Origin of the sequence: Bradyrhizobium sp., from assembly GCF_036735945.1 — a bacterium.
Taxonomy (GTDB): domain Bacteria; phylum Pseudomonadota; class Alphaproteobacteria; order Rhizobiales; family Xanthobacteraceae; genus Bradyrhizobium.
On the sequence record NZ_DAINNI010000036.1, the window covers coordinates 21,926 to 42,683 of the forward strand.

Consider the following 20,758-nt stretch of genomic DNA (forward strand, 5'->3'; position numbering starts at 1 on the left):
CAGTCAGAGCCGGCGAGGCGGCCCGTTGCTGCGATCGCATTCCATTCCAAGTCTAGAACGCGATTCGCGCCTTGGAGTCTTGCCTGAGAGCGCACTAGAGCTTGTAGGCGGTGCGGAACCCGCCCCAGTGGCGGCCTTTGACACGGATCGGCACGTCGATCTCGCGCATCATCACCGTGTTACCGTTGCCCATGTCGCGCGCATAGCTCTGGAGCAGATAGGCGCGCTGGTTGCGCCCGGCGGCGAGCCCGGCCGCATCGTTGAAGATGCGGCGGTTGCGGCTGTTGGCGGTGTTCCAGGTGACGTCGCCCGGCCGCTGCGGGTGCGAATAGATCTTGTTGTGAACCGGCAGGTAGCCGTTGATGTCGATCATGGCGCAGAACGCCATCCGCTTGTCCTTGGCGAGGAAGGCTTCCTGGAACGGCGGCAGCGCGCGATCGGCCCAGTCGAGAATTTTGGTGCGGTATTGCACCGGATTGCTGCCTTGTATCTCGACATAGTTGGTGTCGAACATGTCCTCCATCGAGATCGCGCCGGAGTCGATGCCGTTTTCAAAAATCTTCTTCAACGCGGCCGCGGCTTCCATCGCACGGGTCACCGCCTCGGTGTTGTCGTCCTGGATCGACCACATCTTGTCTTCGATCTTTTCAGTCAACGCGGTGTCCGGCCGTTCGAACTGCGCGTGCGCGCCGGCTTTCGACCGCTGGACGATACGAATGCGGCAGGCGCCGACATCCTGCAGCGTCGCGTCAAAACTCTGGCCCTGCGCCAGCGCTTCCGCCTCGGTCTCGCCGACCAGAATGCCTCCCCTCGAAATTTCATAGACCGGCGCTGATATCGCTCCGCGCGGGACCGTAATCTCGATCTTGAGGTTGCAAGGCAACCTTTCGTCCTTGCGGCGCTCGGTGCGTTCGCCCTGCTTTTCATCCAGTCGCAGCAGCACGGCGCAGCGCGCCTTCAGCTTCTGCGCAAACGCGGTGACATTGCGTCCGGCCCTGGCGACGCTTTCGCCATGGGACTCGGCTTGCTTGGTCGCGCTGTCGATCTCGCCGGCGCTGTCGCCGACGGCGGCGATGAAGCTGGAAGCGGAAGCCGCATTGTCGGCTATTTCGCCTGTCGTCGCGTTCTGCTCGGCGACCGCGTTGTTGACGTGAGCGAACACCGGGCGGATCGCTTCGATCGCCTGCGTGATGCGGTGAACGGCGTCGACCGATCCGGCGGCGTCGCGCTGCAGCGCCTCGATCTTCTTGGTGATCTCCTCGGTGGCGTTCTGCGTCTGCACCGCGAGCGCCTTCACTTCGGTCGCGACCACGGCGAAGCCGCGGCCGGCCTCGCCGGCGCGCGCGGCCTCGATGGTGGAATTGAGCGCGAGCAGGGTGGTCTGCCGCGCGATCTGCGCGATCAGATTGACGACATTGCCGATCGCCGCGGAGGACTCGCGCAGGCGGTCGACATTGGCGCCGGCTTCGCGCGCGGCCTCGCTGGCCTGGTCGGCAAGCTTGCCGGCGTCGCGCACCTGCGTGCCGATGCCCTCTGCCGACTGCGTGAATTTGTCGGCGGCGTGCGAGAACGTCGTCGCCGTGCTCTGGGCGGCGCTGGAACGGCTCGTCAGGGCATCGGTGCGCTCGCGGATGGTCGAGAGTGTCGCAGCCGTCGCCTCGGCGCCGCCGGCGACCGAATTGGCCGCGCGCTCGAGCTGGCGGATCATCGCGCCGAGCTCGAGTTCCAGAAGTTCGAGGATCGCCTTGGCCGAATCGCCGTCACCGGAAGCGACCTCCGCCGGGGTGGCGGTCGCCTGGGCCTTGGGCTCGACGGCAGGTGCGACCGGTCCTGACGGCTGCTTCTTGAACAATCCGAAGGCCATGACATCTCGTAAAAGTTGAAGATCTGCGGAAAATCCTCTCATCCGAGCATGAAATCATGGTTAACAACTGCCTGATATTTCGCCGCACGGCAGTACCCTCATACCCTGCGGGGTCGCAAATCTTTGATTTCGGCCGGTTCAGGGCCTATAAGGCCGCGCTTCAACCCCCGCATTCCCTGGACGAATCCAAGAGATCCCTGCATGGCCGGCCATTCCCAATTCAAGAACATCATGCACCGCAAGGGCAAGCAGGATGCCCAGAAGTCCAAGCTGTTCGGCAAGCTGGCGCGCGAAATCACGGTGGCCGCCAAATTGGGAACGCCGGACCCGGCCATGAACCCGCGGCTGCGCGCGGCGGTGATCGCGGCGCGCCAGGAAAACATGCCGAAGGACAATATCGAGCGCGCCATCAAGAAGGCGACCGGCGGTGATGGCGAGAGCTACGACGAAATCCGTTACGAGGGTTACGGCCCCGGCGGCGTTGCCGTGATCGTCGAGGCGCTGACCGATAACCGCAACCGCGCCGCGTCCGACATCCGTTCCTACTTCACGAAGTCCGGCGGTAACCTCGGCGAAACCGGCTCGGTCGCCTTCATGTTCGACCGCACCGGCATCATCGAATATGACGCCAGGGTCGCTTCCGACGACGCCATGCTGGAAGCCGCGATCGAGGCCGGCGCCGACGACGTGGTTTCAAGCGAAAGCGGCCACGAGGTCTATGCTTCGCAGGAAACCTTTCGCGAGGTCGCAAAGGCGCTGGAAGGCAAGTTCGGCGAAGCCCGCAAGGCCGCGCTGACCTGGAAGCCGCAGAACACGATCGCGGTCGACGACGAGACCGGCGAGAAGCTGTTGAAGCTGATGGACGTGCTCAACGAGCACGACGACGTCCAGAACGTCTATGCCAATTTCGAAATCTCCGACGCCCTCGTCGCCAGGATGGGCGGGTAATCCGTCGTCCCGGCCTTGAGCCGGGACCCATACGCCGCGGCCCGCGGAAAGGGCACAAGGGGAGACGACTTCCTTCACCATCGGCAACGGTGGCTATGGGTCCCTGCGAACGCAGCGTTCGCAGGGACGACGATGGTTCGGCGGCGCGGCCAGCCGCTTTGGCGGGGATTTCCGTTCTCTTTATGTTTCGTTCATCCGGCTCTGGCGTTATCACTACGCCATGACAGCCCCACCGATTCGCCACCCCGTCCGCATCCTCGGCATCGACCCCGGCCTGCGCCGCACCGGCTGGGGCGTGATCGAGAGCGAGGGCAACCGGCTCGTCTTCATCGGCTGCGGCTCGGTCGAGCCGCCGGACGATCTGCCGCTGGCCAGCCGCCTGCTCGCGATCCATGAGGGATTGGCCGCCGTGCTCGGCGATTTCCGCCCGGCCGAGGCCGCGGTGGAGCAGACCTTCGTGAACAAGGACGGCGTCGCTACCCTGAAACTCGGCCAGGCCCGCGGCGTCGCCATGCTGGCGCCCGCGATGTTCGGTATATCGGTTGCGGAATATGCGCCCAACCGGGTGAAGAAGACCGTGGTCGGCGCGGGACATGCGGACAAGCACCAGGTCGCGGTGATGCTGAAGCTTCTGTTGCCGAAGGCCGAGCCGAGATCCGCCGACGCCGCGGACGCGCTCGCCATCGCCATCACCCATGCCCACCACCGCCAGGGCGCCGCGCTGCGGATGAGGGTGGCCAGCCTATGATCGGTAAACTCAAGGGCCTGATCGATACCTACGGCGAGGACTTTGTCATCCTCGACGTCGGCGGCGTCGGTTATCAGGTGCATTGCTCCTCGCGCACGCTGCAGGCGCTGCCGTCGCCCGGCGAGGCCGCGGTGCTGTCGATCGAGACCTATGTCCGCGAGGACCAGATCAAGCTGTTCGGCTTCCGCACCGATACCGAGCGCGAATGGTTTCGCCTGCTGCAGACCGTGCAGGGCGTCGGCGCGAAAGTCGCTCTCGCGGTGCTCGGTACCTTGCCGCCGGCCGAACTCGCCAACGCCATCGCGCTGCGCGACAAGGCCGCAGTGTCGCGCACGCCCGGTGTCGGACCGAAAGTCGCCGAGCGCATCGTCTCTGAATTGAAGGACAAGGCGCCCGCGTTCGCCAACGTCGATCCGGCCGTGGTGCATCTCGCCGGCGCCGTCGACGATCAGCGCGCGCCGCGCCCGGTGACCGACGCGATTTCCGCGCTGGTCAATCTCGGCTATGGCCAGCCGCAGGCGGCGGCCGCGATTGCCGCGGCGTCGCGCAGCGCCGGCGAGAATGCCGAGACGGCGCAATTGATCCGGTTGGGCCTGAAGGAACTGGCGAAGTGAATCCTCCCTCCCGCATCGTCACCCCCGAACGCCGCAGCGACGACGTCGGCGACACCGCGCTGCGTCCGCAACTGCTGTCCGAATTCGTCGGCCAGGCGCAGGCGCGCAAGAATCTCTCGATCTTCATCGAGGCGGCGCGCAAGCGCGGCGAGGCGCTGGATCACGTGCTGTTCGTCGGTCCTCCGGGCCTCGGCAAGACCACGCTGGCGCAGATCGTTGCGCGCGAGCTCGGCGTCGGCTTTCGCGCCACCTCGGGTCCTGTGATCGCAAAGGCCGGCGATCTCGCGGCGCTCTTGACCAATCTCGAAGAGCGCGACGTGCTCTTCATCGACGAGATCCATCGCCTCAGCCCGGCGGTCGAGGAAGTGCTCTATCCCGCGATGGAGGATTTTCAGCTCGACCTGATCATCGGCGAAGGACCTGCGGCACGCTCGGTCAAGATCGATCTCGCAAAATTCACCCTCGTCGGCGCCACCACGCGCGCAGGCCTCTTGACCAATCCGCTGCGCGACCGCTTCGGCATTCCGATCCGCCTGAATTTCTACACCGAGGAGGAACTCGAGAAGATCGTCTCCCGCGGCGCCCGCGTGCTCAATATCGGCATGACGCAGGATGGCGCCAACGAGATCGCGCGCCGCGCCCGCGGCACGCCGCGCATCGCCGGCCGCCTGCTGCGTCGCGTCCGCGACTTTGCCTCCGCGGCTGATGCCAGTTCGGTCGACCGCGCCATCGCCGACCACGCGCTGAGCGCGCTGGAGGTCGATGCCGCCGGCCTCGATGCCATGGATCGTCGCTACCTCACGACCATCGCGCTGAACTATGGCGGCGGCCCGGTCGGGGTCGAGACCATGGCGGCGGCGCTGTCGGAGCCGCGCGACGCGATCGAGGATATCATCGAGCCCTATTTGATCCAGTGCGGCTATTTGCAGCGCACCCCGCGCGGCCGGCTGCTGACCTCGCACGCCTTCCGCCACCTCGGCCTCGCCGAACCCAGCAGCGATCCCGCGCAATTCGGCCTGTTCGGCAACGGCGACAGCGACGACTGACGTTTTGAACCCGATCCTTCCGACGATGCACCAAGAGAGATGGCCAGCGCGCTGGAAGCGTCGCAGTCTCGCGCTTGTGAGAAGCTCCCGGAGGTCTGCTGACGATCTGCACAAACGCACCGCAATTCGGGCTCAATCCGTCCCCATGTTCGAAATGCATCACGAATGAGTTCCATGTTAACACGCCGTCATTTTCTGCAGAGCATGGGTGGACTGGGCGCGGTCGGCGTCTCGACCACCGCTTACGGATTCAGCGAGCCGGTCGTCCGGCTTCGCGTCACCAGGTACAACATCTCGCCGCCGCAATGGCCCGCAGATCTCGATCTCAGGATCGCCGCCATCGCCGATCTGCACGCCTGCGATCCCTGGATGTCGCTCGATCGCATCCGGCAGATCGTCGAGCGCACCAATGCGCTCAGGCCCGACATCGTCGTCCTGCTCGGCGACTACGTGATCGGCCATCGCAAGGTGACGCGCATCATTCCCGAGGCCGAATGGGCGGCGGTGCTGGCCGGGTTGAAGGCGCCGCTCGGCGTGCATGCGGTGCTCGGCAATCACGACTGGTGGGAAGACAAGACCGTGCAGCGCGAAGGACATGGGCTGCCGTCCGCCGGCCGCGCGCTGGAGAAGGTCGGCATTCCCGTCTACGAAAACGACGCGAAGAAACTCCACAAGAACGGTCGCGCGTTCTGGCTCGCCGGTCTCGGCGATCAGCTCGCCTACGTCCCGGCGCGCCGCTTCCGGCCGCTCAAGCGGGTCGGCGTCGACGATCTCTCCGCGACGCTTTCGAAGATCACCGACGACGCGCCGGTGGTTCTGATGGCGCATGAGCCCGACGTCGCCCGGCGCATGCCCTCGCGCGTCGCGCTGCAGCTCTCCGGGCACACCCACGGCGGCCAGGTGCGCATGCTGGGCTGGTCGCCGATCTCGCCGTCCGGACAGCAGCTCGCCTATGGCCACATCAAGATGAACTGCGACGTCGTCGTCTCCGGCGGCCTCGGCTGCAGCATCATGCCGTTCCGCCTGGGTGTTCCGCCGGAAATCGTGCTGGTGACCGTGGGCGCGGCAAGGCCGGCGGTGGCATGAGTGCCTGCATGGAAATCTGCATCGAAGGGTGCTATCCTTTGATGCAGGAGATGGCCGGATGAGAACCACGATCGCGATCGACGACGAGCTTTTTGCCAAAGCCCAGGAATATGCCGGTCTTACCGAGGAGTCGGCTGTCGTTCGAGAAGCACTGAAGGCGTTTGTCGAGCGTGAGGCCGGGCGCCGGCTTGCGCGCATGGGAGGAACCCAACCGGGGGCTGAGGCACCGCCACGTCGTCGGCCCGAATGATCGTATTGGTCGACACATCGGTTTGGATCGACCATTTCCGCCATTCCGATACCCAGTTGGTTCAACTGCTTGATCGTGGTGATGTCGCGATGCATCCCTTCGTGCTCGGCGAGTTGGCGCTCGGAAACATGCCCAGGATCACCGAAATGATCGACGACCTGAGCGCTCTTCCGCAAGCGGCGGCAGCGAGTACCGATCAAGTCCTGAGCTTCATCGCGGATCGGAAATTGTCGGGATTGGGGATTGGATATGTCGATGCCCATCTGTTGGCGGCTGCAGCGCTGACAGCGGAGATGCTTATCTGGACGCGCGACAAGCGGCTGCTGGTCACGGCCCGATCCTTGTCTCTCTCTGCTGATATCTGAGAATGACATGACCCTTCCCCTCGACGGCGAGATCCGTGACGGCCGCCATCACATGCAGGTCCGTGTCTACTACGAGGACACCGACTTCTCCGGCATCGTCTATCACGCCAACTATCTGCGCTTCATGGAGCGCGGGCGCACCAATCATCTGCGGCTGATGGGCGCCTCGCAGCACGCTCTCTTCGAACAGGCCGAGGTGGAGACGCCGGGCTTCGCCTTCGTGGTGCGCTCGATGCAGCTCGACTTCCTGCGGCCGGCGCGGATGGATGACGTGCTCGATGTCGTGACATGGCCGGTCGCGGTGAAGGGCGCCTCGATCACGCTGGCGCAGGAGGTGCGGCGCGCCGAGGAGGTGCTGGTCAAGGCCGAGGTGCGCGTCGCCTTCATCTGCGACGGCAGGGCGCAGCCAATCCCGAAATCGCTGCGGCTTCTGATGAAGGCGGACCTGGCGGAATAGAATTTTCCCACTTGACTGGCTGTACCGGCCGGTACAATTGTCCCCGGTCATAACCGGAGACATGCCATGTCGCGTCCGCCGCTGCCGCCGTTCACCCGCGAAACCGCCGCGCAGAGGACGCGGATGGCCGAGGACGCCTGGAATTCCCGCGATCCGGTCAAGGTGTCGCTCGCCTATACCGAGGACAGCCGCTGGCGCAACCGCTCGGAATTTTTCCAGGGGCGCGAGGCGATCGTCGAATTCCTCACCCGCAAATGGGCGAAGGAGCATGACTACCGCCTGATCAAGGACCTCTGGGCGTTCGACCAGAACCGCATTGCGGTGCGCTTTCAGTATGAATGGCACGACGATGTCGGGCAGTGGCACCGCTCCTACGGCAACGAGCAGTGGGAGTTCGACGAGCACGGCCTGATGCGCCGGCGCGAGGCCAGCATCAACGACGTCGCGATCAAGGAGAGCGAGCGCCGCTTCCACTGGCCGGCGCCGGGGCCGCGCCCGGCCGACGTCCCGGGTCTCGGCGAGGATCCGAAGTAACGAGATGCTGAAGCGGGGCGTCGAGCGGAAGGAGATATTGCGCACGCTCGGCGAAGTGTTTCGCGCGCATGGCTACGAGGGCGCTTCGCTGACGCTGATCACCGAGGCGACCGGACTCGGCAAGGGCAGCCTCTATCACCTCTTTCCCGGCGGCAAGGAGCAGATGGCGAGCGAGGTGCTGGCCGAGATCGACGGCTGGTTCGAACTCAACATCTACGCTCCCTTGCGCGATGCCGACGATCCGGCGCGCGCAATCGCCGCCATGATCGCCGGCGTTGACGAGTATTTCCATTCGGGAAATCGCATCTGCCTGATCGGTCTGGTCGCGCTCGGCGCTGCGCGCGATCATTTCTCGGAAGCCGTCGAAAGCTATTTTGCGCGCTGGCAAGCTGCGCTTGTGCTGCTGTTGCGGCGATCCGGCCTGAGCAGGAGCCAGGCCCAGCGCCGCGCGGAAGATGCGCTGCTCACCATCCAGGGCGCGCTGGTGCTGGCGCGGGCGCGCAACGATGCCGGGATTTTTCGACGGGCGTTGAGCGATCTGACCAGGCGCCTGCTGGCGCCGGCGGGATAACGCTTGTCTACCAGGCCGCCCCCGCATTCGCGGAGGCGGCGTGTTGAGAGACTACGCCCTATGCCGCTGTCTTGTGCCGCGCCTGCTCGGCCTTGTAGAGCTCGAACTCTTCCGCCACCGCTTTCGCGATGCTCGGGCGGGCGCGCAGCCGATCATGATACGCCTTCACCGTCGGCCATTTCGCCAGCTCGACCGGCGGCGTCGCCATCGTCCAGTTGATGATGGTGACGAGGTAGGCATCGGCCACGCTGAAATGGTCGAGCAGGAACTCGCGGCCCTTCAGGTAGTTCTCGAGATAGTCGAGCCGCGAGATGTTCTTGCTCAGCGCATAGGTCTTGGCGTCCTGCGGCGCGGTCTTGTCGAGCAGCGGCACGAACAGCGCCTTGTGCAGTTCGGTGCCGATGAAGCAGAGCCATTGATGCAGGCGGCTGCGTTCCTCGGCAGACTTGGCCGAGATGCCGGCGTTCGGAAAGCGGTCGGCGACATATTGCAGGATCGCGGCGTTCTCCGTCAGCACGGTGCCGTCGTCGGTGCGCAGTGTCGGCACCAGGCCAAGCGGATTGACGGTGCGGAAATCCGAACCGTCCTTCCGCACGACCTTGGTCTTCGGATCGACCTCGAGATAATTGGCCTCGGCGCCGGCTTCGTACAACGCGATCCTGGTCGCCAGCGAGCAGGCGAGCGGCGAGAAATAGAGATCCATGGTTTCCTCCTTGGCAGGTTGATCAATCGGGCCGACGCTCCGGGGCGGGCAGGATTGATTTTTATACTGTTCCGCATAATATAAATCGGGTCAAGGAATATATTGCGAAATGGTACAAAAAAGTAAGAGGCCGCCTGTTACCAGGATCGACGACCCGGCTCCACCGAGGCGGCGCGGCCGTCCGCGCTCCTACGAGCCTGATGTGGCGCTGGCCAAGGCGCTCGACCTGTTTCGCAAGGATGGATTCGCGGCGACATCGCTCGATGATCTCTCCGCCGCGACCGGCATGAACCGGCCGAGCCTCTATGGTGCGTTCGGCGACAAGCGCGAACTCTTCATCAAGAGCTACCGCCGCTATCGCGACGATGCGCGGGCCGCGATGGGCGATATCTTCACGAACGAACTGCCGATCCGAAAGCGGCTGGCGCGCATCTATGCGGTGGCGCTCGACATCTATCTGTCAGGCGAAGCCGGCCCGCGCGGCTGCTTCACGGTGATGACCGCCGCCTCCGAGGCGGTGCATGACCCTGATATCCGCGCCATGGTGCTGGAGGGCCTTGTCGGTCTGGACAAGGCGTTCGCCGCCTGCTTCCGGCACGCGAAAGAGAAGGGCGAACTGCCTGATGGCGCCGATCCGGCCGTGCTGGCGCAGATCGCTTCCTCCACCATCCACACCATCGCCATCCGCGCCCGCGCCCAGGTGCCGCGGAAGGAGCTGGAAGCGATCGTCAACGGCGCGATCAACGTGATGCTCGGCACGGCGAAATAGTTTTCTCCGTCGTCCCTGCGAACGCAGGGACCCAAACCGCGTGATCTATCGGTAGGGCGATCAGGCAGACGCCTTCTAACAAAACATGGATTTGTGGTTATGGGTCCCTGCGTTCGCAGGGACGACGATCTTTTCTCTGATCGCTGTCGGTTTCCAGTTTCCTCGTATTGGCGATCAACCCTAATACCCCCGTCCGCGATCCACCACATTCTCCAGCGCGCCGCCGGCCTCGAAGCGCTCGATCTGCTCGGCGACGTATTTCGAGATCTCGTCCGGATCGGTATCGGCCGCGTTGTGCGGGGTCAGCACCACCTTCGGATGGGTCCAGAACCGGCTGTCGGCCGGCAATGGCTCGGTGCCGTAGACGTCGAGCGAGGCGCCGCCGAGCGTGCCGTCGTCGAGACATTGCAGGATATCAGGTTCGTTCTGCAGGCCGCCGCGCCCGGCGTTGATCAGGATCGGCGCGCCGAGCGGGCTGGCGCGGTTCAGCTTCTCGAACAGCGGCCGGTTGAGAATGTGCCGCGTCTCCGCCGTCAGCGGCAGCAGGCAGACCAGGATGTCGGTGCGCCGCAGAAATGCGTCAAGCTGCGCCTCGCCATGAAAGCATTCGATATCAGCGATCGTGCGCGGGCCGCGGCTCCAGCCCGCGACGCGAAAGCCGAGCCGCCGCAGCACATCGGCCGCATCGGCGCCCAGCGTGCCGAGCCCCATCACCCCGACAGAGATCGCGTTCGCCGCCCATTGCGACTTCGGCGCCCAGCGTTTTTCGCGCTGCGATTCCCGCAAGTAGAGCTCCTGGCGGTGGTGCATCAGCACATGCAGCACGACATATTCGGTCATCCGCGCGGTGAGGTCGCCGACGGCGACGCGCACCAGCGGCACGTCGGGCAGGGTGCGGTCGGCCATCAGCGCATCGACGCCGGCGCCGAGATTGAAGATCACACGCAGATTGGGGAAGGCGGCAAGCTCGCCCGGACGCGGCTTCCATACCGCGGCGTAGTGCACCGCCGCCGGATCGGATTTGGCGTCGGAAAGCTGCAGCACGGGTCGGCCCTCGCAGACCTCGTCGAACCGGCTCTTCCAGCGCTGCGGCGACCAGTTTTCGGTACCACCATGCACCAGCAGCGCGAGCGCACCCTTCGTCATTGCCAACCCTTCCGCAGCACCAAGACGGCTTGACCCGCCTCACATCATGGATCCAGCCGCTTCTCTAGCCTTCTTTGATCCGGGAGGGGAGCCTTCACATGCTCAACCGCCGCCGCCGACGATCGTCGGGCCCTGAGGCGGAACATTTCAGAATTTCTTCGACGCACCTGTCGGCAGCGGGCATAATCGTTCGTCATCACTACGAACGGAGACGCCTGACAGCCATGCTGTACGCCATACTTTGCTATCACGACGAGGATCTCGTCGGCTCCTGGACCAAGGAACAGGACGCCGCCGTCATGAAGAAACTCGCGGTCGTGCAGGACAAGCTCTCCCAGCAGGGCCGGCTCGGCCCGGTCGCCCGGCTGTTGCCGACGACGGCGGCGACCACGCTGCGCAAGGAAAACCCGCCGCTGGTGCTGGACGGACCCTTCGCCGAGACCAAGGAGCAACTGCTCGGCTTCTATGTCGTCGATTGCAAGAACCTCGACGAGGCGCTTGAGGTTGCCCGCGATCTCGGCGCGGCCAATCCCGGCGGCGCCTACGAGATCCGCCCGGTCGGCCACTTCACGCCGGGGAGCGCCAAGCCATGACCGACGCCGCCTGGATCGATGCCGCGCTGACGTCGGCTCGCCCCCAGGCGGTCGGCGCATTGCTGCGCTATTTCCGCAATCTCGATACCGCGGAGGAGGCGTTCCAGAACGCGTGCCTGCGCGCACTGAAGAACTGGCCGCAGAACGGCCCGCCGCGCGATGCCGCGGCGTGGCTGATCATGGTCGGGCGCAACGTCGCGATCGACGATATCCGCCGGACCAAGAAGCAGGAGGCGCTGCCCGACGACGAGGCGATCTCCGATCTCGACGACGCCGAGGAACAAGTCGCGGAGCGGCTGGACGGCTCGCACTACCGTGACGACATCCTGCGGCTATTGTTCATCTGCTGCCACCCGGACCTGCCGGCGACGCAGCAGATCGCACTCGCCCTGCGCATCGTCTCGGGGCTGACGGTGAAGCAGATCGCGCGCGCCTTCCTGGTCTCGGAAGCGGCGATGGAGCAGCGCATCACCCGCGCCAAGGCGCGCGTCGCCGATGCCGACGTGCCGTTCGAGACGCCGGGCGCGGCGGAGCGCTCCGAGCGCTTGGCCTCCGTCGCCGCCATGATCTACCTGATCTTCAACGAGGGCTATTCGGCGAGCGGCGACACCGCCGAGATCCGCAGTCCCCTGTGCGAGGAGGCCATTCGGCTGGCGCGGCTGTTGCTGCGGCTGTTCCAGAGCGAGCCGGAGATCATGGGGCTGACCGCGCTATTGCTGTTGCAGCACGCGCGCGCCGATGCGCGGTTCGACGCTGATGGGGCGGTGATCCTGCTCGACGACCAGGACCGCTCGAAGTGGAACAAGCCGCTGATCGCCGAGGGGCTGGCGCTGATCGACAAGGCGATGCGCCATCGCCGCAGCGGCCCCTATCAGGTGCAGGCTGCGATTTCAGCGCTGCACGCGCGTGCGGAAAAGCCCGAGGATACCGACTGGACCCAGATCGACCTGCTCTATGGCGCACTCGAGATCATGCAGCCGTCGCCGGTGGTGACGCTGAACCGCGCGGTCGCGGTTTCAAAGGTGAGGGGAGCGGAAGCCGCGCTCGACATGATCGAGCCGCTGGCGGCGCGGCTGTCGAACTATTTTCATTTCTTCGGCGTGCGCGGCGCCTTCCTGATGCAACTCGACCGCAACGAGGAAGCCCGCACCGCCTTCGACCGCGCCATTGCGCTTGCCAATACCTCCGCCGAAGCCGCCCACATCCGCATGCACCTCGACCGCCTCCAGCGCGACAGCCAGCCCCGCGGCAAGAAGGCGGGCAAGTAGGGCCACACCGAAAAATTTCGCTGCCCTTGTCGGCCCCCGCCTCCCTCGCTCGTCTTGAACGAGAGCCGCCGACCTCCATTCAATCTCCCTCCCGGAGCCGATCATGTTCGAAGTCATTGCCATCATTGCCGTGATCCTGGCGATTGCCATCGCCGTCATCCTGGGCCTTGCCGCGACCAAGCCGGCCACGATTTGCGTCGTGCGGGCGATCGATATCAAGGCGCCGGCCGAACGAATCTTCCCGCTGATATCGGACTTTCACAAATGGCTGAGCTGGTCGCCTTACGAGCAGAAAGACCCCGCCATGAAGCGCAGCTATGACGGTGACGCGAGCGGCAAGGGCGCGATCTACGCCTGGGACGGCGACAGGAATGTCGGTTCCGGCCGGATGGAAATTCTCGAGGCTGCGGCGCCGTCCAAAATCGTCATCAAGCTCGATTTCTTCACGCCGTTCGAAGGTCACAACACCGCCGAGTTCACAATGCTGCCGCAGGGCGATGGCACCCATGTCACATGGGTGATGCATGGTCCGGCGAACTTCATGTCCAGGCTGATCCAGGTGTTCATCAATCTCGACAACATGATCGGCCGGGATTTTGAAGCCGGTCTCGCCAGGCTGAAGACGCTCACCGAGAAATGAGAGCAACGATCGTGTCCCGGACGCGGCGCAGCACGTTAGTGATGCGACGCAGAGCCGGAACCCAACGCTACCACCAAAGAAACCAAGGAGACAGCGATGCAGGTCAATCCCTATCTGTTCTTCAACGGCAATTGCGAGGAAGCGCTCAACTATTACCAGAAGGCGCTCGGCGCGCAGATCGAGGCCAAGATGCCCTATGGCGATGGTCCCGCCGATATGCCGATCCCCGCGGACTGGAAGGCGAAGATCATGCATGCCCGCGTCACCATCGACGGCGAGGTGCTGATGGCATCCGACGCCACGCCCGGCGATTACAAGGCGCCGCAGGGCTTTTCCGTCGCGCTCGCAGTCGAGGATCCCGCTGACGGCGAGCGTCGCTTCAAGGCGCTCGCCGAGGGCGGCACGGTGCGGATGCCGTTCGGCCCGACGTTCTTTTCCAACGGCTTCGGCATGTGCGTCGACAAATTCGGCATCCCCTGGATGGTGAACTGCCCGAAGGAAGGGATGTGAGGTTTCGTAGGGTGGGTTAGGCGAAGCCGTAACCCACCGACGCGCCCACCGCGCATCGAAACATTGGCGGGCTCACCTGCACCGCGGATAGATCGCGGCCAGCTCGCGCCCGCGCAGCAGCAACAGTCGCGACGTCAGCCCGCCGCGCCGCATGATCCATCGCCGCACCGGTTCCGGATAGGCCGCCTCGACCGCGCGCGAGGCTTCCGGTTCGGCGTAGATCCGGCCGCGGCGATCGATCGAGCGCGCGGCGTGAAATCCCAGCACCGCGCGGCGCGTCACGCAGATGCGCTCGGTCGGCACCGTCATCAGCACCAGCGTGCAGGCCGACAGGCAGGGCCCGTCGATCACCACCCGCTCGCCGGATTCACGGACGCGACCGAACAGTTCGAGAAACGGTCCGACCTCTCCGCCGGGGCTCGCCAGGATTCGGATATCCGCCCGCACCGGCAGGATCGCCGCCACCAGGCCGACGGCGGCAACGGCAATTCTGATAATCGCCATTCGCATGCGCGGCTCCTTTCAGCACGGCCCTTCCGGGCAGTTACGCTGAGATATGTGGCAAGGTTTCGTCAAGTGCCTCGCGTCACAGACGCCGGCTTCGATCAAGATATTGCGACAGGCGTTCAATGGCACCAGTCGAGCGCCGGCGAAATCGATGCTGGCCTGCCGGGATGCGCAGAACGAACCTCACCCGTTCCTGCGCTGGCCCCGCAGCGTCGGCAGGCCGATGCCGGCGGCATCAAAGCCGCCGTCGACGGCGAGCACCTGGCCCGTGATGTAGCTCGACCGGTCGCTGCACAGGAAGAAGATCGCTTCCGCCAGCTCTTCCTCCAGCCCGTAGCGGTTGAGCGGAATGGCGTCGTGATAGTCGGCGCGGATTTCAGGCGTGTGGACCTGCTTCGCCATCGCGGTTTCAACCGGGCCGGGCGCCACCGCATTGACGCGGATGCCGAGCGAAGCGAGTTCGACCGCGAGTTGCTTGGTGAGATGCGCCAGCCCCGCTTTGCTGGTGCCGTAGGCCGAGCGCAGCGTGGAGGCGCGCACCGCCGAGATCGAGGTGATGTTGACGATCGCGCCGCCATGCTCGCGCATCAACGGCGCCGCCGCCTTCGTGCAGATGAATGGACCGGTGAGGTTGACCGCCAATATGCGGCTCCAGTCCCGGTCTGAAGTATCGAGCAGCGGCGCGAACACGGCGATCCCTGCATTGTTGACCAGCGCGTCGAGCCGGCCGAAGCGTCCATTGAGCGAGGCCATCGCGCTCGCCACAGCAGTCGCATCGGAGACGTCGCAATGGAGCGCCAGCGTGTTGTCGGCATCGGCGATGCCGGCGACCGCGCCGCGCAGCAACTCGCCCTCGATGTCGAGCAGCGCCACCTTCCAGCCCTCGGCAAGAAAGCGTTTGGCCGCCGCCAGCCCGATGCCGCGCGCGGCGCCGGTGACGAGGGCAACTTTTTGAGGAGAGGAGGCCATGGCCAGGTCCGTCGGCGAGAGAGGTGATTTCCCGCTCTATAGCCCAGGCGCCGGCGCATATGCAAAATCCAGCACGAGCGGTGAGCCCGTACCGGATCGACGACGCGGCAATAATGCGCGTCGGGGTATGAATCACACCAAAAATAAAACTCGACCGACATGTCGGGGCCGCAAAAGCCCGTTCGTCTTGTTGACGAGGGCCGGCGCGATGGTTGCCGCCCAACGGGATCGAAACGGAGCATGACGATGCGATTCATGGTGATTGTGAAGGCCAGCAAGGATTCAGAAGCGGGCGTGATGCCGAGCACGGAGCTCTTTGCCGCGATGGGCAAGTTCAACGAGGAACTGGTCAAGGCCGGCGTGATGGAGGCGGGCGAGGGCCTGCATCCGACGTCCAAGGGCGCGCGGATCAGATATGGCAGCGGGGAGGGCGTCAGCCGCGGTCCGTTCGCGCTGAGCAACGATCTCGTCGCCGGTTTCTGGCTGATCAACACCAAATCGCTGGACGAGGCGATCGGCTGGATGAAGCGCGCGCCATTTGCCGAAGGCGACGAGATCGAAATTCGCCAGGTGTTTTCAGCCGAAGATTTTGGCGAGGCGCTCACCCCCGAACTGCGCGAGCAGGAAGAGAAGCTGCGGGCGCAAGCGAAGAAGTGACGGCAACCCCCGAACCAAGGACACTCCCGCCATGCGCTTCATGATGCTGATGATCCCGCTGGGTTATGAGACCGCGCCGCCCGACGTCCAGCTCGACCCTGAAAGGGTCAAGGCGATGATGAAGTACAACGAGGCGCTGAAGGAAGCCGGCGTCCTGATCGCGCTCGACGGGCTGCATCCGCCCTCGATGGGCGCGCGGGTCTCCTTCGCCACCGGCACGCCCATGGTCACCGACGGTCCCTTCACCGAGGCCAAGGAAGTGCTCGGCGGCTACTGGATGATCGACGTCAGGTCGCGCGAGGAGGCGATCGCCTGGGCGAAAAAATGCCCGGCCAGCGCGAACGAGGTGATCGAGATCCGCCAGATCCAGGAGATGTCGGATTTCTCCGAGGACGTGCAGCAGGCCGCGAAAGGCTTCGAGGAACTGCAGAAGGGCAGCGCGCACAAGGCGGGGTGAGAACGCCGCAGGCGGGGAGAGGTTCAAGTGGTCACCACCGGCCCTACTATCCAACCGTTAACCTTCCTGAACGCGCAAAATAAGTGACCTTTACGCGCCACTCATGTAAAAGCCATTCACATGAGCTGGCGCAAGGACCAAGGCCGCACCGAGCGCGGCTACCACCACGGCAATCTGAAGGAAGCGCTGCTGCAGGCCGCGCTCGATCTGATCTCGCAGAAGGGGCCGGCCGGCTTCACCTTCGCGGACGCCGCGCGCATGGCCGGGGTCAGCCCCGCCGCGCCCTACCGCCATTTCCGCGATCGCGATGAATTGCTGTCGTCGGTCGCCCAGCGCGGTTTCGAGCAGTTCGAGGCGGTGCTGACGCAGGCCTGGGACGACGGCCGTCCGGACACGGTCACCGCCTTCGAACGCGTCGGCAAGGCCTATCTGGCATTCGCCCGCAACGAGCCCGCGCTCTACTCGGCGATGTTCGAATCGGGGATTCCCGTCGAGTCCAACGCCAATTTGATGGCGGCGAGCGAGCGCGCCTTCGCCATCATGCGCGCCGCCGCCGAGCGGCTGGCGGCGATGGCGCCGCCCGGCGTGCCCCGGCCACCGGCGCTGATGATGGCGCTGCACATCTGGTCGATGGCGCACGGCGTGGCCTCGCTGTTCGGCCGCGGCGACGGGGCGCGGCGCAAATTGCCGATGTCGCCGGACGAACTGCTGGAAGCCCAGGTGTTGATCTATCTGCGCGGGCTGGGGTTCCCGACTGACCGCCGGTCGCCGGACCAGAAGCCGTCAGGCCCGCCGCCGGTACCGCCATCTGGTCCCTGGGGCTCCCAAAAATAAATTTTCAGAGCCGCGACGCGCCGTCCGCTTGACAAAAACGGTGGATGGTTTAGGTATGTAAATGTTATTTACATTCACAACGGCGTGATTGCCGTCATGGAGAGGGAAATGGCCTACACCGCAGATGTCAATCGATGGCGCGGTCCGAGGGAAGAGACCTATCACCGCCCCCATATGCTTGAGAGCCCCTGGCACCCCGGCTGGATCGCGGTGACCATCCTCGGCTTCATCATCTGGTGGCCGATCGGCCTCGCCCTTCTCTTTTTCACACTAGGGAGCAGAAAAATGGGTTGCTGGAGCAACGGGGATCGCTGGCAGAACAAGATGGAGCGGATGCAGTACAAGATGGACCGGATGCGCAACCGCATGGAAGGCCGCGGCTTTGGCGGCTTCGGCTTCGGCCCGCCCTCCAGCGGCAACCGCGCCTTCGACGAGTACCGCATGGAAACCCTGCGCCGGCTCGAGGAAGAGCAGGTCGAGTTCAAGAACTTCCTCGACCGCCTGCGCCACGCCAAGGACAAGGAAGAGTTCGACGCGTTCATGGCGCAGCACAAGACGCGCCCGACCCCGCCGAACGACCAGCCACAGAATTGAGGTCGGCTCGGTAGAGAGAATTCAGCCGCGCGCGTGATGCCCCCATGACGCTCGATGGCGGATACAGCCGCCCATCTGCGAAAGCAGATGGGCGGTTTGTTTTTGGTACGGCGCGCGAGTGCTCTTCACTTTCCCTATGACGGCATGGCTCCCGCTCTCTCCTTTCGTCATGGACGGGCAATGGAGCAGCCGAAGCACCAAGGCACGCTGGCGCTGTTGTGCAGCCGCTCTATATTGTCTGCACGCGCAACCTCTTGGGCGGCCGTCATGAAGGGAATTGCATCAGTCGATCATCTCTGGCGCACGATCCGCGGCGAAGCCGAGAGCGCCGTCGCACGCGATCCCGTGTTCGGCGCCGCGCTGTCCGCGTCGATTCTCGCCCATCCCGATTTCGCCCACGCGCTGGCCCATCAGATCGGTGCGCGGCTCGGCAGAACGCAGGCGGATCGCGCGCGCTTCACGCAGGTCGCGCACCAGGCCTTCACGGCGTCTTCAGATCTGATCGACGCCGCCAGCCGCGACCTGCAGGGCATCGCCGTTCACGATCCCGCGACGACAACGCTGCTGCCACCGCTCTTGAACTTCAAGGGCTACGTCGCGCTGCAGGCCTGGCGCGTGTCCAACTGGCTCTGGCAGGAGCGACGGCGTGATCTCGCGCTGCTGCTGCAAAGCCTGTCGTCCGATCAGCTTCAGGTCAGCATTCATCCCGCCGCGTCGATCGGAACGTCGGTGTTTCTCGATCACGCCACCGGCATCATCATCGGCGCCTTTGCCGTCGTCGGCGACGAGGTGACGATCCTGCAGAACGTCACCATCGGTCGCAAGCATTGCGAACTGGAGCGTGCGCCGAAGATCGGAAGGGGCGTTCTGCTCAGCGCCGGCTCGACCATCATCGGCAATGTCAGCGTCGGCGACTTCGCAAGAATCGGCGCCGGCGCGCTCGTCGAGCATGATGTGCCCGCCGGCTGCACCGCCATCGGCGTGCCGGCGCGATTGACGAATTGCCCCGAGAGCGTTTCGTAGCCCGGGCGAGCGAAGCGACCCCGGGAAAAGTGTTCCCGCATATCGCTCCGCTCATGCGGGCTACGAGTCCACCGCCAACCTACTTCACCATCGCGCCGTAGACGATGTCCTGCACCTGCTCGCGATAGTATTTTCGCAATTCCCCGGGGGCCGCCGTTCCCACCACGACGACGAGCCGCTCCTTCGGATCGCAGAAGAACTGCGTGCCGTAGGCGCCGTTCCAGGTGAACTCGCCGGGATTGCCCGGCACCGACGACAGCCCTTCCTCGGTGCGAACGGCCACGCTCAGGCCGAAGCCAAAGCCGGCGCGATGCGGTTCTATATTGCCGACGTTGTTCTTGATGTCAGGACCAAGGTGGTTGGAGATCATGTGGTGCACGGTCTTGGGCCCGAGAACACGCTGGCCGTCGAGCTCGCCACCGTTGAGCAGCATCTGTCCAAAGCGCACATAGTCGCCCATGGTGGCGAACGCGCAGGCGCCGCCGCAGTCGAATTTGGTCGGCGTGTCCAGCAGCGTGATCGCCTGCGGCTTGCCGGTCAGCGGGTCATTGGGGAAGGGACGGGCAAGGCGCGCGCGCTGCGCCTCGGTGGGATGGAAGGTGGCGTCCTTCATGCCGAGCGGCTGCCACACATTGCTGCCGAGGTAGTCGCCAAGCCGCTGCTCGCTGACCTTTTCAACGACGGCGCCGAGCACGTCGATCGAGAAGCCGTATTCGAAAACCGTCGCCGGCTGGTGCGCCAGCGGCAGCTTGGTGATGCGATCGATGAAGGCCTGGGTATCGCCTTCGGTCGCCGGCGCGGTGCCACCGGGATACTGACGCGCGACCGGGCTCGAACTGTCCGGGCGTCCGCCATACATCAGTCCGGATGTGTGCCGGTAAAGGTCGTGGATGTGGATCGGCGAAGCCTGCGCATCGAGTTTTAGCGAACCGTCCGCCTGCGGGACGCCGACCTTCATCGCGCCGAACCCGGGATAGTAGTCCGAGAGCTTCGCCTGCAGCGGCAGGCGGCCCTGTTCCATCAGCGTCAGGCCGGCGACCGCCGCCATCGGCTTGGTCATCGAGGCCAGCGCGAACACGGCGTCCAGCGGCATCGGCGTGCCTTTCACCGGATCGAGCTGGCCATACGCCTTGTACTGCACGAGCTTGCCGTCGCGGGCGATCGCGACCACGGCGCCGGGGACGCGCTTCGCGGCGATCTCGCGCGCAAAGAAATCGTCGAGGCGGGCCAATCCCTGTTGTGAAAATCCGACGTCATCGGGCTTTGCCTCGGGCAGCGGCGCGGCACTTGCGGCGGTGGCAGCGATACCGGCAACAACGGCTGCGGCCATCATCAATGGCTTCATTGTCTTCTCCCTTCGATGCGGTTCGGGCCCGCACGATTATTGTGCTTGGAGTTCGATGTTAGATCACGCGTGCAAGAGCGACAAGGCAAAGCGTGCGAGGAAACCGCCCGACGGGCAACTCACTTCTGATTTTCGGAATCCGTGTCAAGCCTGAGAATCAAAAACATTCTGCTTCCGTTTTCCCCCAAATCACCGGCATAATCCTGCTCGTCTCACCGCAGATGAGGGGCGTCGGCCATCGTCACCAGCGTGCAGTGAGA

General features: G+C 64.8%; 26 protein-coding genes. 20 read left to right on the forward strand and 6 right to left on the reverse strand.

Annotated elements, in window-relative coordinates; translation table 11 throughout:
- Positions 1-94: 94 nt before the first annotated feature.
- Positions 95-1,864, reverse strand: coding sequence for a methyl-accepting chemotaxis protein (locus V7E26_RS14580; RefSeq protein WP_324417120.1), 1,770 nt, complete (start codon positions 1,862-1,864; stop codon positions 95-97).
- A gap of 201 nt (positions 1,865-2,065) precedes the next feature.
- On the opposite strand from V7E26_RS14580, the gene V7E26_RS14585 reads away from it, so the two are divergent.
- From V7E26_RS14585 to V7E26_RS14630, 10 genes are all read left to right on the forward strand, one after another.
- Positions 2,066-2,812: a YebC/PmpR family DNA-binding transcriptional regulator gene (locus tag V7E26_RS14585; RefSeq protein WP_324417122.1), complete on the forward strand. Its 747-nt coding sequence runs from the start codon at positions 2,066-2,068 to the stop codon at positions 2,810-2,812.
- Between the two features lie 220 nt (positions 2,813-3,032).
- A complete protein-coding gene (gene ruvC, locus V7E26_RS14590; RefSeq protein ID WP_324417124.1) occupies positions 3,033-3,560 on the forward strand; it encodes a crossover junction endodeoxyribonuclease RuvC in 528 nt (175 codons plus the stop codon).
- Positions 3,557-4,174 carry a Holliday junction branch migration protein RuvA gene (gene ruvA, locus V7E26_RS14595; protein WP_324417126.1) on the forward strand — a complete coding sequence of 206 codons (618 nt, stop codon included), beginning with the start codon at positions 3,557-3,559 and terminating at the stop codon, positions 4,172-4,174. Before ruvC ends, ruvA begins: the two co-directional genes overlap by 4 nt.
- Positions 4,171-5,220, forward strand: coding sequence for a Holliday junction branch migration DNA helicase RuvB (ruvB, locus tag V7E26_RS14600; RefSeq protein WP_324417128.1), 1,050 nt, complete (start codon positions 4,171-4,173; stop codon positions 5,218-5,220). Before ruvA ends, ruvB begins: the two co-directional genes overlap by 4 nt.
- A 174-nt stretch (positions 5,221-5,394) precedes the next feature.
- The gene (locus V7E26_RS14605) at positions 5,395-6,306 is read left to right on the forward strand and encodes a metallophosphoesterase (RefSeq protein WP_324417131.1); all 912 of its coding nucleotides are present in this window, start codon (positions 5,395-5,397) and stop codon (positions 6,304-6,306) included.
- Between the two features lie 58 nt (positions 6,307-6,364).
- A complete protein-coding gene (locus tag V7E26_RS14610) occupies positions 6,365-6,556 on the forward strand; it encodes a type II toxin-antitoxin system VapB family antitoxin (RefSeq protein WP_324417133.1) in 192 nt (63 codons plus the stop codon).
- Positions 6,553-6,921 carry a type II toxin-antitoxin system VapC family toxin gene (locus V7E26_RS14615; protein WP_324417135.1) on the forward strand — a complete coding sequence of 123 codons (369 nt, stop codon included), beginning with the start codon at positions 6,553-6,555 and terminating at the stop codon, positions 6,919-6,921. The genes V7E26_RS14610 and V7E26_RS14615 overlap by 4 nt, the downstream gene beginning before the upstream one ends.
- Before the next feature lie 7 nt (positions 6,922-6,928).
- Positions 6,929-7,378: a tol-pal system-associated acyl-CoA thioesterase gene (gene ybgC / locus V7E26_RS14620; RefSeq protein WP_324417137.1), complete on the forward strand. Its 450-nt coding sequence runs from the start codon at positions 6,929-6,931 to the stop codon at positions 7,376-7,378.
- Positions 7,379-7,444: 66 nt separating this feature from the next.
- Positions 7,445-7,912, forward strand: a complete 468-nt coding sequence (locus V7E26_RS14625) for a nuclear transport factor 2 family protein (RefSeq protein WP_324417139.1) — start codon at positions 7,445-7,447, stop codon at positions 7,910-7,912.
- Positions 7,913-7,916: 4 nt separating this feature from the next.
- The gene (locus V7E26_RS14630; protein ID WP_324417141.1) at positions 7,917-8,483 is read left to right on the forward strand and encodes a TetR/AcrR family transcriptional regulator; all 567 of its coding nucleotides are present in this window, start codon (positions 7,917-7,919) and stop codon (positions 8,481-8,483) included.
- Positions 8,484-8,541: 58 nt separating this feature from the next.
- On the opposite strand, the gene V7E26_RS14635 is transcribed toward V7E26_RS14630, so the two are convergent.
- On the reverse strand, positions 8,542-9,186 hold the full coding sequence (locus V7E26_RS14635) for a glutathione binding-like protein (protein WP_324417143.1): 645 nt from the start codon (positions 9,184-9,186) through the stop codon (positions 8,542-8,544).
- A 109-nt stretch (positions 9,187-9,295) separates the two neighbouring features.
- Here V7E26_RS14635 and V7E26_RS14640 point away from each other — a divergent pair, with 109 nt between their 5' ends.
- Entirely contained in the window at positions 9,296-9,955 is a 660-nt protein-coding gene (locus tag V7E26_RS14640; protein WP_324417145.1) for a TetR/AcrR family transcriptional regulator, read from the forward strand.
- 180 nt (positions 9,956-10,135) lie between these two features.
- On the opposite strand, the gene V7E26_RS14645 is transcribed toward V7E26_RS14640, so the two are convergent.
- Positions 10,136-11,101, reverse strand: coding sequence for a 2-hydroxyacid dehydrogenase (locus V7E26_RS14645; RefSeq protein ID WP_324417147.1), 966 nt, complete (start codon positions 11,099-11,101; stop codon positions 10,136-10,138).
- Between the two features lie 224 nt (positions 11,102-11,325).
- On the opposite strand from V7E26_RS14645, the gene V7E26_RS14650 reads away from it, so the two are divergent.
- The 4 genes from V7E26_RS14650 (at position 11,326) to V7E26_RS14665 (ending at position 14,112) form a co-directional block, all read left to right on the forward strand.
- Positions 11,326-11,694 (forward strand): YciI family protein, encoded by a 369-nt coding sequence (locus V7E26_RS14650; protein WP_324417149.1) that lies wholly within the window; start codon positions 11,326-11,328, stop codon positions 11,692-11,694.
- Positions 11,691-12,962 (forward strand): RNA polymerase sigma factor, encoded by a 1,272-nt coding sequence (locus V7E26_RS14655; protein WP_324417151.1) that lies wholly within the window; start codon positions 11,691-11,693, stop codon positions 12,960-12,962. The genes V7E26_RS14650 and V7E26_RS14655 overlap by 4 nt, the downstream gene beginning before the upstream one ends.
- A 103-nt stretch (positions 12,963-13,065) precedes the next feature.
- The gene (locus V7E26_RS14660) at positions 13,066-13,602 is read left to right on the forward strand and encodes an SRPBCC family protein (protein ID WP_324417153.1); all 537 of its coding nucleotides are present in this window, start codon (positions 13,066-13,068) and stop codon (positions 13,600-13,602) included.
- A 96-nt stretch (positions 13,603-13,698) separates the two neighbouring features.
- Positions 13,699-14,112, forward strand: a complete 414-nt coding sequence (locus V7E26_RS14665) for a VOC family protein (RefSeq protein ID WP_324417156.1) — start codon at positions 13,699-13,701, stop codon at positions 14,110-14,112.
- Between the two features lie 72 nt (positions 14,113-14,184).
- On the opposite strand, the gene V7E26_RS14670 is transcribed toward V7E26_RS14665, so the two are convergent.
- Entirely contained in the window at positions 14,185-14,616 is a 432-nt protein-coding gene (locus tag V7E26_RS14670) for a hypothetical protein (RefSeq protein ID WP_324417172.1), read from the reverse strand.
- A gap of 186 nt (positions 14,617-14,802) precedes the next feature.
- Entirely contained in the window at positions 14,803-15,588 is a 786-nt protein-coding gene (locus V7E26_RS14675; protein ID WP_324417158.1) for an SDR family NAD(P)-dependent oxidoreductase, read from the reverse strand.
- 246 nt (positions 15,589-15,834) lie between these two features.
- Here V7E26_RS14675 and V7E26_RS14680 point away from each other — a divergent pair, with 246 nt between their 5' ends.
- The 5 genes from V7E26_RS14680 (at position 15,835) to V7E26_RS14700 (ending at position 19,153) form a co-directional block, all read left to right on the forward strand.
- The gene (locus tag V7E26_RS14680; RefSeq protein ID WP_324417160.1) at positions 15,835-16,245 is read left to right on the forward strand and encodes a YciI family protein; all 411 of its coding nucleotides are present in this window, start codon (positions 15,835-15,837) and stop codon (positions 16,243-16,245) included.
- A 31-nt stretch (positions 16,246-16,276) separates the two neighbouring features.
- Complete coding sequence (locus V7E26_RS14685) at positions 16,277-16,702, forward strand: YciI family protein (RefSeq protein WP_324417162.1); 426 nt, start codon at positions 16,277-16,279, stop codon at positions 16,700-16,702.
- Between the two features lie 120 nt (positions 16,703-16,822).
- A complete protein-coding gene (locus V7E26_RS14690; RefSeq protein ID WP_324417164.1) occupies positions 16,823-17,536 on the forward strand; it encodes a TetR/AcrR family transcriptional regulator in 714 nt (237 codons plus the stop codon).
- A 108-nt stretch (positions 17,537-17,644) separates the two neighbouring features.
- Entirely contained in the window at positions 17,645-18,130 is a 486-nt protein-coding gene (locus V7E26_RS14695; protein ID WP_324417166.1) for a DUF2852 domain-containing protein, read from the forward strand.
- Positions 18,131-18,397: 267 nt separating this feature from the next.
- Positions 18,398-19,153, forward strand: a complete 756-nt coding sequence (locus V7E26_RS14700) for a serine O-acetyltransferase (RefSeq protein ID WP_324417168.1) — start codon at positions 18,398-18,400, stop codon at positions 19,151-19,153.
- Between the two features lie 79 nt (positions 19,154-19,232).
- On the opposite strand, the gene V7E26_RS14705 is transcribed toward V7E26_RS14700, so the two are convergent.
- A complete protein-coding gene (locus tag V7E26_RS14705; RefSeq protein ID WP_324417170.1) occupies positions 19,233-20,498 on the reverse strand; it encodes a serine hydrolase domain-containing protein in 1,266 nt (421 codons plus the stop codon).
- Between the last annotated feature and the right edge of the window lie 260 nt (positions 20,499-20,758).

Excerpts from the sequence above, each read along its gene's own strand:
- V7E26_RS14700 (WP_324417168.1), top strand. The coding sequence starts at position 18,398 with ATGAAGGGAATTGCATCAGTCGATCATCTCTGGCGCACGATCCGCGGC.
- V7E26_RS14605 (WP_324417131.1), top strand. The coding sequence starts at position 5,395 with ATGTTAACACGCCGTCATTTTCTGCAGAGCATGGGTGGACTGGGCGCG.
- V7E26_RS14630 (WP_324417141.1), top strand. The coding sequence starts at position 7,917 with ATGCTGAAGCGGGGCGTCGAGCGGAAGGAGATATTGCGCACGCTCGGC.
- V7E26_RS14675 (WP_324417158.1), bottom strand. The coding sequence starts at position 15,588 with ATGGCCTCCTCTCCTCAAAAAGTTGCCCTCGTCACCGGCGCCGCGCGC.
- V7E26_RS14685 (WP_324417162.1), top strand. The coding sequence starts at position 16,277 with ATGCGCTTCATGATGCTGATGATCCCGCTGGGTTATGAGACCGCGCCG.
- V7E26_RS14635 (WP_324417143.1), bottom strand. The coding sequence starts at position 9,186 with ATGGATCTCTATTTCTCGCCGCTCGCCTGCTCGCTGGCGACCAGGATC.
- V7E26_RS14695 (WP_324417166.1), top strand. The coding sequence starts at position 17,645 with ATGGCCTACACCGCAGATGTCAATCGATGGCGCGGTCCGAGGGAAGAG.
- V7E26_RS14610 (WP_324417133.1), top strand. The coding sequence starts at position 6,365 with ATGAGAACCACGATCGCGATCGACGACGAGCTTTTTGCCAAAGCCCAG.
- V7E26_RS14690 (WP_324417164.1), top strand. The coding sequence starts at position 16,823 with ATGAGCTGGCGCAAGGACCAAGGCCGCACCGAGCGCGGCTACCACCAC.
- ybgC (WP_324417137.1), top strand. The coding sequence starts at position 6,929 with ATGACCCTTCCCCTCGACGGCGAGATCCGTGACGGCCGCCATCACATG.
- V7E26_RS14585 (WP_324417122.1), top strand. The coding sequence starts at position 2,066 with ATGGCCGGCCATTCCCAATTCAAGAACATCATGCACCGCAAGGGCAAG.
- ruvC (WP_324417124.1), top strand. The coding sequence starts at position 3,033 with ATGACAGCCCCACCGATTCGCCACCCCGTCCGCATCCTCGGCATCGAC.
- V7E26_RS14645 (WP_324417147.1), bottom strand. The coding sequence starts at position 11,101 with ATGACGAAGGGTGCGCTCGCGCTGCTGGTGCATGGTGGTACCGAAAAC.
- V7E26_RS14580 (WP_324417120.1), bottom strand. The coding sequence starts at position 1,864 with ATGGCCTTCGGATTGTTCAAGAAGCAGCCGTCAGGACCGGTCGCACCT.
- V7E26_RS14705 (WP_324417170.1), bottom strand. The coding sequence starts at position 20,498 with ATGAAGCCATTGATGATGGCCGCAGCCGTTGTTGCCGGTATCGCTGCC.
- V7E26_RS14655 (WP_324417151.1), top strand. The coding sequence starts at position 11,691 with ATGACCGACGCCGCCTGGATCGATGCCGCGCTGACGTCGGCTCGCCCC.
- V7E26_RS14660 (WP_324417153.1), top strand. The coding sequence starts at position 13,066 with ATGTTCGAAGTCATTGCCATCATTGCCGTGATCCTGGCGATTGCCATC.
- V7E26_RS14640 (WP_324417145.1), top strand. The coding sequence starts at position 9,296 with ATGGTACAAAAAAGTAAGAGGCCGCCTGTTACCAGGATCGACGACCCG.
- V7E26_RS14670 (WP_324417172.1), bottom strand. The coding sequence starts at position 14,616 with ATGGCGATTATCAGAATTGCCGTTGCCGCCGTCGGCCTGGTGGCGGCG.
- V7E26_RS14625 (WP_324417139.1), top strand. The coding sequence starts at position 7,445 with ATGTCGCGTCCGCCGCTGCCGCCGTTCACCCGCGAAACCGCCGCGCAG.
- V7E26_RS14615 (WP_324417135.1), top strand. The coding sequence starts at position 6,553 with ATGATCGTATTGGTCGACACATCGGTTTGGATCGACCATTTCCGCCAT.
- V7E26_RS14680 (WP_324417160.1), top strand. The coding sequence starts at position 15,835 with ATGCGATTCATGGTGATTGTGAAGGCCAGCAAGGATTCAGAAGCGGGC.
- ruvA (WP_324417126.1), top strand. The coding sequence starts at position 3,557 with ATGATCGGTAAACTCAAGGGCCTGATCGATACCTACGGCGAGGACTTT.
- V7E26_RS14650 (WP_324417149.1), top strand. The coding sequence starts at position 11,326 with ATGCTGTACGCCATACTTTGCTATCACGACGAGGATCTCGTCGGCTCC.
- V7E26_RS14665 (WP_324417156.1), top strand. The coding sequence starts at position 13,699 with ATGCAGGTCAATCCCTATCTGTTCTTCAACGGCAATTGCGAGGAAGCG.